Genomic DNA, 11492 nt, shown 5'->3' with positions numbered 1-11492 from the left:
ATTGTAGATGTCTGTCCTAGTCGTATTCGATATAGATGGAACCTTAACGGACACTGTTTCCTTACACAGAAAAGCTTTCCATGAAGTTCTGGTCTCTTTCGGTTTGCCAGGTTTAAGCCCCGAAGTAAAAGAATACAAACATCATACGGATTCTAATATATTCAAAGAGATTTATACTTCTTTTAGAGCTGATTGGACAGAGGAGATCTCTAAAAAATTCGAGAAAGAGTTGGCTCTAAATATAAAAGACAAATTTCAAAATGGAATTTCTGAAATTTCGGGAGCGAAATTTTTTTTAGAAAGATTAAGATCGGAAGGGATCCCGTTTGCTTATGCAACCGGATCTTTTTACGAGCCTGCGTTCTTAAAATTAAAAGATTGTGGCCTTCCTTTGGATGTGCCTCTCGCAACAGCTTCTTCTTTTTATGAAAGGGAATCGATCGTTCAATCTGCGATAGAGGAGTCTAGTAAAAAATACTCCAAACAATTTTCAAAGACGATTTGTTTTGGGGATGGGATCTGGGATTCCAAGACGGCCAAAAATTTAGGCTTGGAATTTATAGGTATTACCGAAGATCCAAATCTTCTTTCCGAATGGAAGGATCAGAATATATTACATGTATTTCGGGATTATTCGGATGAATTTTTAATTCTTTCTGCAGTTTCAAGTTTTTATCCCTGAAAAAGCATCTAACGTATTTCTATATTGTTGTTTTAAGCGGATAAACCATCTCCATGTAAGAAGTGCCCAAGGAATTTTTGGGAATCTGTACAATGCCCCGCTTTCATGCTCAGGATCTTCTGGTCGAAAGTTCTTCCAAACAGGGACTACCGGGATCTTTTCGAAGTTTTTCCCTGCGATATAGAAGGAAACCTCCGTTTCTTTGTTTAATTCAGGTTCTCTAATCACAGGAGAATAAAAACCTTTTCTAGATAAGGAGTAGGCGAGACTAGGTTCTTCTTCTCCTTCTTTTCCCAAATTTACAGAAAGAAATAATGGGATCTTTAGTATTCTTTCTCTGAAGAAAGAAGGGTTGATCATACCTCTTAATAGAAATAAAAATCCAAGCCAGGCAGGATACTCCATGAAAAGAGTGATAAATTCTAATGTGCTGATATTTGCCAGATAGTAGGGGATCCACTCCGGAACAAAAAGATAGAAGTTCAAACAAAAGATAGGGACCCCGAAAAGAAGAACGGATACAAACGATCTGATAGTAGAAAGATCTCGTAATAAAGGAATTTCTTTTATATTTTCCTTGGATTGAGCGGCTCTTAACCAGGAATCGTACCTAGAAAATTTTCGGATCATTGAATAATCATCTACGAATAAATTTTCCGCCTGCAATAATTCAAAAGGAAGAGTCACTTCCGCCTGAACCACTAATAGTTCCAAGATCAAAAAGGAAAGTCCTAGAAGTAAAGGAATGTAAACCGTGCCAAGACCTCCCTGTATCAAAAGGAAATTATAAAGTCCGTGCAGTCCTGTTAAAAGTAAAAATACGGAGACAAGATCCAAGTAGGATAAATTTCCCTTTCTGGATTGCAGCTTTTTTAAAATAAAAAATCCTAATATACCTCCTGAAAATGTATGTAACGGAAGAGAAGTTCCGGCTCTCAAAAGCCCTTGCCAAAAATCCAATTTAAAGGAATAAAATACGTTTTCTATACATCCGAAAGACGCTCCCAAAGTAAGCCCGAAATATAAACCGTCCGCTAGGTTCGAACTTGATTTGAACTGCTTTAAGAACAGAAGGATCAGGATCGCTTTGGAAGTTTCTTCCGGGATTGCGCCGATCATTAATGCTTTGAAGAAGATCGGAGAATTTTCGAATAGATCGAATACGATGATTTCCCAGGCGAGAGCGAATCCGGTAGCGATCATTCCATAGAAGAAAGAGAGTGTAGTGAATGATTTTCCTTGTCCTGAGTAGTAGGTCCTACGATAAAAATCCCAATAGAACCAAGCGGCAAATATCGCAGAGATCGGTTTACCTAAAAAAAGCCAGTCTTGGAATCCGCTCATAAAAAAAGGCGCCGCCCGACAAGTTTAGGCGACGCCTCTCCTTTTTCAACTTTTCATAAGTTGGAAACTAGGTTTCTAAGCGGTTAAACTATGTTTTTTCCGGAGGAAATAAACCGCAATTCCACCTGCGATCACAAGCCCAAGAGCATAGAAGATCGCGAATTTTTTCACAGAAAGGAATAAATATCCAAGTAGACTACTATTTGTTGGAACAGGGAATACTTTGGATTCGTTGGTTACATCGAAGTACCAGGTTTTATATTCTTTTCCACCAGTTGCTACCCAGATATTAAACTCGGAATATCCAGTTAATAAAGGATTTCTAATATCATTCCTTTCATACGGATATTTCCAAGCCCCTGGAACCAAGATAGCCCAAGGGAAACCGGTGACATCTAGATACTTATCAGTTCCGAGCAAGGTTTTATACAATCCAGGGAAATGTACTTCTTGTTTAGTATTGATCACATACGCATATAGATCGTAAGGGAAGGATCCTAATTTTGCCCTTTCTACAGGAGCATTAAATACGATCTCAATTGTTGCGATATAACCTGGTTTGAATACTTCTCCCGGGTTTGCATTTTGACTACCGATCGTTTTACTGGAATCATCAAAGATCCTGTATCCCGATTTTAAATTCCAAGCACTTAAAGATACGGTGCTTGTGTCTGCAACTATTGACCCGTCTGCCTGAGTAAGTTTATAAGTTACTGAAGCTCCAACTTCTACCGGAAGTTTGATATAGAGTTGATGTCTATAACCAGCACCTCTTGCTACGTGTTGGTAAACTCCTCGGAGGCGTACGATTTTCCCTGCGGAGTTTAGATCTTCTTCATTTTTAAATTGGATCACGTAGTCGTTCAAGTCCGCATCGCCCGCAGAAGGATATAGGTCTTCGTATGCTACAGTGAATACTCCTTCGGAAGGATAAGAAATCTCTGTGGAACGAGTTGCATCGTTCGGATAAATGTCGGTATCGTCAGGAATCCCATCCCCGTCAGAGTCTGCAATATGTGCAACCGGAGGAAGATTGATCTCATAACGGATAGTACGATTGATCCCTAAAACGGATTCGAGGCTGATGTATTGGGAAATAGACTCTCCACCGATCGAAATATCGATAGTGATATTTCCAACTGAAGTCGGAACTGTTAAGGTCCCGGTAACTTTTCCGGAAGAATCAGACACACCTTGGAAGAGTATATTACTGTTTTCATCATATACTAGAACTGTTGCTCCAGCTACTACTTTGGATTGATTATCCACTACAGTTAAGTTCAAAGGGATATTGATCGTGGTATTAAAATTAAATGTAGGAGTTCCTTTCGGATCTTCTACTACAACTACTGCTACGATTGGAGGAGTACCTCCAGAATCTCCTGAACCGGAAGATCCAGAGCCGTTATTTCCGGAATTAGATCCTGAGTTGGAATTCCCACTATTATTGGAGCCTGAATTTCCTCCGTTAGACGCTGTAGAATCACCGGAAGAAGATCCAGAACCTGATCCTGAGGAAGAATTTGATCCGGACGAAGAGCCATTCGATCCACTATTCGCAGTGGAATCAGAACCGGAACTAGAAGAACCTGAATTAGAGGAGCCGCTTCCACTGGAAGAACTACCTGATCCGGAAGTATTACTTGAGGTGTCGTTAGAGCCAGAATTAGAATTTCCCGAATCTCCAGAAGAGGAACCACCGGAAGAAGATCCAGAGCCGTTATTTGCAGTAGAATCAGAACCCGAGTTTGAAGAAGATCCACTTCCGCTGTTGGAAGAACCTCCTGATCCGGAACCGTTGCTTGAGGTGTCTGAAGAACCTGAATTGGAAGACCCGCTACCACTCGAAGATCCGGAGGATCCTGAAGAAGTATCTGAACCGCTATTGGAACCTGAATTATTTCCGCTGTTTGAGTTGGATCCAGAATCGGAAGGAGTAGATCCCGTGTTTCCAGAATTGGATGGGGTTTCCGGAGGGGTTGCCGGATTTCCGGACCCATCACCCGGAACAAATACTACTCCGGGGCTACCGCTATTTCCCGGAACTCCTCCGGTTGCAGTATGTTGGCTACCTAAGAAGAAAAATGGAAGTAAAAGACCTTTTTTCTTATGGTGACAATTAATAATAAACCCGACGATCACTGCCAGGGCTATGAACTTTTTCATGATGGGGTACCCCACTCTAATCTCTTTACCTTAGGAGACGGGGGGAAAAGGATTGGTACTACGGTCTATTAGGCTTTTTTGCTATATGAAGAACAGAGTTTCCGAATACAAAGTTTTTATAACGTACGCTTTCGAATCCATTCTTCTCCAATTGGGCTTTTAAGCCCTCCTGATCAGGATAATATAAAGAGGAAACCGGAAGATAATCGAACATTTCGTTCTTTCCTCCCCATAGAATATAACCGAATAGGGGGACTATTTTAAAAAAATAGAAATCAGCGAATGCTTTTATAAAAGGATTTTTTACCTTTCCAACGTCAAGATTCACGAATACTCCGCCAGGTTTTAAGACCCTATAGATCTCGGAGATCGCCTTATCTAGATGATTTACATTTCTTAAACCGAAACCTATGCTTACTGCGTCCAGGCTTTGGTTTTTTACTTGGGAAAGATTTGTAGCGTCTCCCCATTCTACGGTTGCTCTACCTTTTGCTCTGGGGCCCTCGAGTCTATTTTTTGCGACTTCCAACATTTGTTCTGAAAAGTCTAGGCTTAATAAAGATCCTACTCTGGGAGATCTTTCCAATAGTACGGAGATATCACCTGTTCCACAACAAAGGTCCAAAACTTTGATCTGCCCTGTGGTTTCTTTTTCGATCTCTTTTACCAATCGATTCTTCCAGGATTTATGCATAAAAAGACTGCTCCAATCGTTGAAACGATCATACTTAGAAGCGATCTTATTGAAGTTTTCCCTGACAAAATCGGCCTTCGTATCGGAAGAAGGCATTTGGAAAGCGGCCATTTCCATCAGGATTCTTTCGATTCTTACAAGTGCAAGAGGGATTTGGATTTTTGTTCAGATGACAGAACTTGCTGATCCTCATAATTTGGAAAAACGATGAAAGAGTTCGGTTTTTTACAAGGATTGGATTGGGTCTCAGGACTTATCCTTATACTTTCCATTTGGAATTTAGGAACGTTTATCCATGTATGGACAATTCTTCCTAAAAGAAAGGATTCCTTAAAGCAGGACTTTTTATCAGAAAACAATCCTTCTATTTGGGAAGAAAAACTCTCAGAGGTTTTATTTCCGATCGAAACCAAACTTTCTTGGATGAAACATCTTGCAGGAATATCCACTATGCTCGGTCTTTTGGGAACCGTGCTTGGGATCTCTAAGGCATTCTCTTCCTTGCAAGAAGCAGGAACTGTAAGCCTGGACGCTTTTGCAGGCGGGATCCAGCTCGCACTTGTGACTACGATCTTAGGTTTGTTCGTAGCAATCCCTTCTTTATTCGGATTTCAATTCTTAAAACATAGATTATTAGATCTGGAAAGAGAAGCTCTTTCTTGGTTAAAGATCCCTCCTAAATAAACGATGAGAAAATCGATCTTAAAAGAAGAAGATCCGGGGATAGACCTAACCAGTTTTATAGACGTGGTCTTCATACTTCTCGTTTTTGTAATGCTTGCCGTAAGTTTTAGGAAAGAGATCCGATCTATTCCTTTGGAACTTCCTAAAGTAGGGCAGGGCCAGGACCCTAAGGGGGAAAGGATAGAATTCGTTCTGTTACAAGACGGGAACTATCGTATCGGAGAAGAGACGATTCCTAAAAATATTCTGGAAGAAAAACTGAAACAAGGTCTCGTAAAAGGAAAAGAAGTCCGGTTCTTTGCGGATAAGACCGCTAATTACGAAGAGATTGTAAGAACATTGGATCTTTTGGGTAGATCGGGAGCCGACTCTTTAGAACTCGCGGTTCAAGGTAAAAAATAATATTAAGGATCCTTTAACTTAGGATTATTTTTGTGTCTGTCTTTGTCTCGATTTGTGTTCTTTTCCAAAGTCGCCTTAAAAGCATCTTCCATGGAAATTCCCATTTGATTTGCAAGACAGGTCAATACGAATAAAATATCTCCGAACTCTTTGGATAATCCTTCCGGATCTTCTCCCTTTTTAAAAGATTGGTCTCCGTATTTTCTTGCGACTAATCTGGAAAATTCTCCTACTTCTTCCATTAAGATGGCTAGGTTGGTGAGCTCGGAAAAATATTTTACTCCGATCGTTTTGATCCAATCATCAACCGTTTTTTGTGCTTCGTCGAAGTTCATCGTTTTTTAGGAAGATTTCCTTTTTCTTCTAAGAACTCCACAAGGAACCTGGTAGGTTCTTCGTAACATCCGCCGCTTAGATGATGAGGATCGATGAATTTTTGGCATTTCATCTTATTCCGATAATCTTCCATATCCAATACTAATGTTTCTGGATATTCTTGGATTAGTTTGTCTCGGAGACTGATCCATTCTTGGAAGAAAGGAGCGGATCTTACTTTTTCAGAGAATGTGGAATATAAGAGAGGGGTCCATAAAACCACTTTAACATGATTCTCTCTTGCAGTTTTCAAAAAATTCCTTAGGAAGTATTCTTGGACTTTTGAACTTTTGAAATATTTATAAGATTCGTTAAAGATCCTTTCGGATTCTACTCCCAATTTATCTTCCGGAGTATTTGCTAAAAGTCCGTTCGGGATCCCTCCCTTAAATTTATCCGACTCGTTGATAAGTATATCTCGAACAAATATAAGTTGTTGGACTTCCCACGGATTTTTGATCCTGGACATCGCTTCCTTGAATCTAGGAGGGAATACGGAAGTGCGAAATACTCTCGCCTTTAAAAAACTGTCCCATTCGTTCGTTGAGAATATATCCCAGTATCTTAGGAAAAAAGGGAAATCATAAGAATAACGTAATGGATATCTATTGGCGAAGTCGGTTCCGGAATCAGGATAATATTCTAAAATCGCATAATCTAAAGGGATCTTCTTTGCGAGTAATTTTTCGAAAGTGAAATTATGGAAAGAATAAGGTGCAGAAGGTCCTGAAAGATTGTATACAATGAGCCCAGGGCTTTGTTTTTCAAATTCAGTAAGGGAGAACTCGCCCATATGAGAAGTCCCGAAAAATGTCAGGACTTTTTGTTCAGGAGTTTTTGAATCCGTTTCCGTTTTCATAGTGGAAAGGACTTTATCTTTCATATTATAAAAATAATATTCTGCGCCTGTTTCCGTATAAGGTCTGACTTTTTCCGAGGATAAGATCCGATCCCATACGATTAAAAGAGCCGCTATTCCAAGCGGTATCCAAAGGATTTTACGATGTAAGAGCGGGATTCTTTTCATAATTAAAATGCGAAGTAAATAAAGTCTTGGCCCTTACCTGCGTAATTCCCAAAAATTAGGGCCCCGATAATCAGGAAGGCAAGTAAAAGTTTTACTCTATTTCTTTGGAACCATCTAGGATATTGTTTCGGAGCTTCCGCTGCATGGAAGATGACCCCGCCGATAATATAAGGGATCGCTAAATTGAAAGAAAGTGTAGCGGTCTGTTCAGGACGGATCTGATAAAACCAACTTTGGAAAAAGAAGAACGAATCCTGAATATTGAGGGATCTGAAAAAGACTGCGGCAAACATAAAGAGTGAATAGGTCCAAAAGATCCGGACCCCTGTCCAAAACTTTCCACCTTCCGGCAGGATCCTAATTCCTTTTCTTTGTAAGGACCTTTCTACAAATAAAAATAGACCGTGAGAAAGTCCCCAGGCAAGGAATGTCCAATTTGCTCCATGCCAAAGACCACCTAACGCAAATGTGATTGTCTGATTAACATTGGTCCTAACTTCGGAAACTTTACTTCCTCCCAGAGGAATATAAATATAATCCTTTAACCAAGTCCCGAGTGTGATATGCCATTTTCTCCAGAGTTCGTGTATGTTTTTGCTGAAGAAAGGAGCGTTAAAGTTCCTTGGTATATTAAATCCGAATAATAAAGCACAACCTCTTGCCACATCAGTATATCCAGAAAAGTCGGAATAGACCTGCCAGGTAAATCCGATTGTAGCAAGTAGTAAGGATCCGCTTCCATATTCTCTAGGCCTTAAAAATACAGGATCGATCAATGTTCCCAAATTATCTGCGATCAATATCTTCTTACAAGCCCCGAGCCCGATCAAAAAAAGACCGGTATAGATCGCCGTTTTATGAATTCTTAGATTCTCTAATCTGGGGAAAAAGTCCGCCGCTCTCATGATCGGCCCGGCCACTAACTGAGGGAAGAAGAGTAGGAACAGGGTGAAATGAAAAAAATTCGGGATCTCGTCCACCTTTCCTCTGTAAACGTCGATCACGAAAGCCATTACTTGGAATGTATAAAAGCTGATCGCAAGAGGAAGTATGATCCTAAAAGAGAATGTGCTCGTATCGAATAATGACCAATGAGTTACGTAGAAAAGATTATCCGAAACGAAATAAAAATACTTGAAGATCCCTAGATTGATCAGGTCGATCAAAACGATGATTAGAAGTAATTTTTTACTCTTAGTTCTTGCGAGGGGTTTTAGAAAAAGATAATTTACTAGAACGATTCCCAACAAATGTAAGAGAAAGGGTGGGTTCCAGGAAGCGTAGAATACGAGAGAAGCGATCATCAAGATCCATTCTCTATACTTGCGACTTTCCCAAGACCAATAGAGAACGTAAACGATCAGGAAGAATACGAAAAATAAAGTGGAGGTAAAGATCATCTTTATTTTTTCCGATCGAGCCCTAAAATGGATGGAAGGTCTTTAGAGAATATTGCGGAGAATTTATCCATCCCCGCCTTATTCAAATGGATTAGATCGTAATAATAATCCCCGTTGTTTTCTCCGTCTAAACTTGCCTGATAATCTAACACAGGAGTTTCCGGATCAATTTTACGGATCTCTTCTTCCCAGATACGATTTCTATCCGGGCTTCTCCAATTCTTAATGATCTCGCTATAAGGAGCGATCACTCCGATAATTTTTATCTTCTGCCCGTTTTCAAGTCCCACTTGGCGGATATCATTATGAAGAATTTTTAATCTATGAAAATAATTCGTTACTTGTTTGGTTCTTTCCACTTTGATCGGGGTCTTGTCCCCGAGACCACATGTGTCCCAAATCGCTTTTTTATGGAATTGATCCGAGCCAGCAGGTGCAGGATTTCCGTTGCCTGGATTTGTGATCTTAAGACAGGACTTGATGTCCTTCACATCCGGGAACATACTGATACTAGGGAGATTCGTATTTTCATGAGGCCAAGGAGTAAGTTTCGGTTCCTTCTTTCTTCTTCCTATATCTTTCAAACGTTTGGAAGGATCTAAGATAAAGTCACGGATATCTCTTCTATATGCAATACTCTTGAACGCCAAATATCCTAGATCATCATAATGGACATCGTAATTGAATTCATAGATCAGTTTGAAAGCTAGTCTTCTGTCCAATTCTCCAAGCATCGCAAGTGTGTGGATCTGAAGTTCTTCTTGATCTACCCAAGGAGTAGAAATTTCTAAAATATGAAGGACCGTATGTACTTTTGGAAATTTTGGGAGAAGATTTCGAACAAGAGAATCTTGTACTACAAGCTCGGTCCCTTCCATCGCGATAGATTGGACTTTTTCTCCGTAAGGCTCCAAGGTCTCGTTTAAAGTTTTTAAGGAAAGACCTTGGTGAGCTACAGACGTCCCTAAAACGAGAATAGTCGGTTCGAATTCCGGTTTTTTCTCCAGGATATAATCTGTATTTCGGATAACGTTTGCTGCGAAGGATCCTTTTTTGAGATAAGGCCTGTATACTCCGGTTTGGAGACAAAGGTCGAATAGGACCAATACAAGGACCGGGATCCAAAAGTTTTTCTGGCGTATCAAACTAATATATGGATTCACTTTGACCTCAGAAATCGAAGTACAGGAAGTTTTGACCTCCTGCTCCGAAGAACAGAATAACGAAAATATTTCCTAAGAAGAATAAGCCGAACTTTCTTTTATTCTCCACGATTGTTTCTAACGGGTTTCTGGAAAAATAATAGGATAGGATAAAACAGATCACTAGAAGTATTCCGTAATCGTAATTTACGAAAGATTTAACTGAATAAATCCATCCTGGAACTACGAATACAAGGGATTTCATCATTGCCCATGCAGCTTTCATGGTTTTTGCTCGGAACATGATAAATCCGAAGGATAGGCAGAACATTGTGAACACCCTTGCGCCTATGTCGTAGCTTAATCCGCCTTTTTCATTCAACCAAATGGCAAGTTTTGTCTTGGAATATTCTCTATGGATCCCGAGCATCACTCCTTGCCAAAGTCCCCAGCTTACGAAATGATAAGCTGCTCCATGCCATATTCCAGCGAATAGCCAGGTAATGAAAAGGTTTCTGTATCCTTTTAAGACTCCGACCCTAGAACCTCCGAGAGGAATATAAATATAATCTCGGATCCAAGTGGAGAAGGAAATATGCCAACGGGACCAATGGTCTGCGATATTTCTTGCGACCATCGGGAAATTGAAGTTCGGATCGAATTTATAGCCGAATAATCTCGCAGTTCCGATTGCAATATCAGTATATCCTGCGAAGTCGAAATAGATCTGCCAGCCGAACGCCATTGCTCCGACCCAAATTTCTACAGGGTTTAAAATTTTATAATTATTGAATGTGAAATCTACGACCTTGGCTAGGTTATCTGCAAAGACGATCTTACGAGTAAATCCCATGATGATCTGAGCAAATGCAAGTTCCACATCCTTTGCAGTGACTCTAGGAGTATCATCCAAATCCCTGAAAAAAGTATGAGCACGAACGATAGGCCCTGCAACTAATTGAGGGAAGAATGAAACATATAATGCGAAATCTAAGAAGGATTTGCGAGCCTCTAAATTCCTACGATACACATCTATCGTATAACTCATGGATTGGAACGTATAGAACGATATCCCGACAGGCAAGATGATCTTCAAATGTTCTATCTTGACTTCTTGGCCTAAGATCAGACTATTATAAACGTCTGCGAATACTTCCAATAGGAAATTGGTATATTTGAAATAGGCCAAGATCCCTAAGTTTGTGATGAGGGAGGCGACTAAGCAGAGCTTTCTGAAACTCTCAGTAATTCCTTCCTTACTCATCAACCTTCCGGCGACGTAGTCCACGATCATCGATACGACCAGTATGATGATGTAGAGATTAATATTATAATTACAGAAAGAAAGATCGATCCAATTTTCGTACCAAGTAGATGTTCTTAACTCGCTACAATTGATGGAAGCAGGGTGCCAGGCATTATAAAAGTAGAGACTGGCAAGAAGAAGGAAAACTTTTTGATATGTTCCCTTTAGGATTTTCGCAAGGATCAAAACGATCGGCAAAAATACTAGAAAATGGGCTGAATTAAACAGCATTCGTTAGCTTATCCTCGACTCCTGTGCAGTTTTTTGGAG

General features: G+C 40.1%; 11 protein-coding genes. 3 read left to right on the top strand and 8 right to left on the bottom strand.

The genetic code is table 11. The features are described 5' to 3' along the window. Positions 1-7: 7 nt before the first annotated feature. Complete coding sequence (locus EHQ64_RS17255; RefSeq protein ID WP_135651042.1) at positions 8-682, top strand: HAD family hydrolase; 675 nt, start codon at positions 8-10, stop codon at positions 680-682. Here the strand turns inward: EHQ64_RS17255 and EHQ64_RS17250 are convergent. The 3 genes from EHQ64_RS17250 to EHQ64_RS17240 form a co-directional block, all read right to left on the bottom strand. Beyond that, a complete protein-coding gene (locus tag EHQ64_RS17250) occupies positions 665-2026 on the bottom strand; it encodes a PrsW family glutamic-type intramembrane protease (protein ID WP_135651041.1) in 1362 nt (453 codons plus the stop codon). The two genes, EHQ64_RS17255 and EHQ64_RS17250, sit on opposite strands and share 18 nt — an antisense overlap. 75 nt (positions 2027-2101) lie before the next feature. Next, on the bottom strand, positions 2102-4192 hold the full coding sequence (locus EHQ64_RS17245) for an LruC domain-containing protein (RefSeq protein WP_135651040.1): 2091 nt from the start codon (positions 4190-4192) through the stop codon (positions 2102-2104). 58 nt (positions 4193-4250) lie between these two features. Further along, positions 4251-4997, bottom strand: a complete 747-nt coding sequence (locus EHQ64_RS17240) for a ubiquinone/menaquinone biosynthesis methyltransferase (protein WP_135651039.1) — start codon at positions 4995-4997, stop codon at positions 4251-4253. Between the two features lie 96 nt (positions 4998-5093). Between EHQ64_RS17240 and EHQ64_RS17235 the strand changes: the two genes are divergently transcribed. Beyond that, the gene (locus tag EHQ64_RS17235; RefSeq protein ID WP_135651038.1) at positions 5094-5570 is read left to right on the top strand and encodes a MotA/TolQ/ExbB proton channel family protein; all 477 of its coding nucleotides are present in this window, start codon (positions 5094-5096) and stop codon (positions 5568-5570) included. A gap of 3 nt (positions 5571-5573) precedes the next feature. Continuing rightward, a complete protein-coding gene (locus tag EHQ64_RS17230) occupies positions 5574-5972 on the top strand; it encodes an ExbD/TolR family protein (RefSeq protein WP_135651037.1) in 399 nt (132 codons plus the stop codon). 2 nt (positions 5973-5974) lie between these two features. Here EHQ64_RS17230 and EHQ64_RS17225 read toward each other — a convergent pair whose 3' ends face one another. The 5 genes from EHQ64_RS17225 to EHQ64_RS17205 are packed head-to-tail and all read right to left on the bottom strand — an operon-like array spanning position 5975 to position 11453. Further along, positions 5975-6307, bottom strand: a complete 333-nt coding sequence (locus EHQ64_RS17225) for a nucleotide pyrophosphohydrolase (protein ID WP_135651036.1) — start codon at positions 6305-6307, stop codon at positions 5975-5977. Continuing rightward, positions 6304-7374 carry a DUF1574 family protein gene (locus EHQ64_RS17220; protein WP_135651035.1) on the bottom strand — a complete coding sequence of 357 codons (1071 nt, stop codon included), beginning with the start codon at positions 7372-7374 and terminating at the stop codon, positions 6304-6306. Before EHQ64_RS17220 ends, EHQ64_RS17225 begins: the two co-directional genes overlap by 4 nt. A gap of 2 nt (positions 7375-7376) precedes the next feature. Then, positions 7377-8774 carry an MBOAT family O-acyltransferase gene (locus EHQ64_RS17215; protein ID WP_135651034.1) on the bottom strand — a complete coding sequence of 466 codons (1398 nt, stop codon included), beginning with the start codon at positions 8772-8774 and terminating at the stop codon, positions 7377-7379. A gap of 2 nt (positions 8775-8776) precedes the next feature. Further along, positions 8777-9937: an SGNH/GDSL hydrolase family protein gene (locus EHQ64_RS17210; protein ID WP_135651033.1), complete on the bottom strand. Its 1161-nt coding sequence runs from the start codon at positions 9935-9937 to the stop codon at positions 8777-8779. A 7-nt stretch (positions 9938-9944) separates the two neighbouring features. Then, positions 9945-11453, bottom strand: coding sequence for an MBOAT family O-acyltransferase (locus EHQ64_RS17205; RefSeq protein ID WP_135651032.1), 1509 nt, complete (start codon positions 11451-11453; stop codon positions 9945-9947). Positions 11454-11492 lie beyond the last annotated feature (39 nt).

Source organism: Leptospira sarikeiensis (genome assembly GCF_004769615.1).
Classification (GTDB): domain Bacteria; phylum Spirochaetota; class Leptospiria; order Leptospirales; family Leptospiraceae; genus Leptospira_B; species Leptospira_B sarikeiensis.
This window is presented reverse-complemented; position numbering and strand designations above follow the sequence as displayed.

Excerpts from the sequence above, each read along its gene's own strand:
- EHQ64_RS17240 (WP_135651039.1), bottom strand. The coding sequence starts at position 4,997 with ATGGCCGCTTTCCAAATGCCTTCTTCCGATACGAAGGCCGATTTTGTC.
- EHQ64_RS17215 (WP_135651034.1), bottom strand. The coding sequence starts at position 8,774 with ATGATCTTTACCTCCACTTTATTTTTCGTATTCTTCCTGATCGTTTAC.
- EHQ64_RS17255 (WP_135651042.1), top strand. The coding sequence starts at position 8 with ATGTCTGTCCTAGTCGTATTCGATATAGATGGAACCTTAACGGACACT.
- EHQ64_RS17250 (WP_135651041.1), bottom strand. The coding sequence starts at position 2,026 with ATGAGCGGATTCCAAGACTGGCTTTTTTTAGGTAAACCGATCTCTGCG.
- EHQ64_RS17230 (WP_135651037.1), top strand. The coding sequence starts at position 5,574 with ATGAGAAAATCGATCTTAAAAGAAGAAGATCCGGGGATAGACCTAACC.
- EHQ64_RS17235 (WP_135651038.1), top strand. The coding sequence starts at position 5,094 with ATGAAAGAGTTCGGTTTTTTACAAGGATTGGATTGGGTCTCAGGACTT.
- EHQ64_RS17220 (WP_135651035.1), bottom strand. The coding sequence starts at position 7,374 with ATGAAAAGAATCCCGCTCTTACATCGTAAAATCCTTTGGATACCGCTT.
- EHQ64_RS17205 (WP_135651032.1), bottom strand. The coding sequence starts at position 11,453 with ATGCTGTTTAATTCAGCCCATTTTCTAGTATTTTTGCCGATCGTTTTG.
- EHQ64_RS17225 (WP_135651036.1), bottom strand. The coding sequence starts at position 6,307 with ATGAACTTCGACGAAGCACAAAAAACGGTTGATGATTGGATCAAAACG.
- EHQ64_RS17245 (WP_135651040.1), bottom strand. The coding sequence starts at position 4,192 with ATGAAAAAGTTCATAGCCCTGGCAGTGATCGTCGGGTTTATTATTAAT.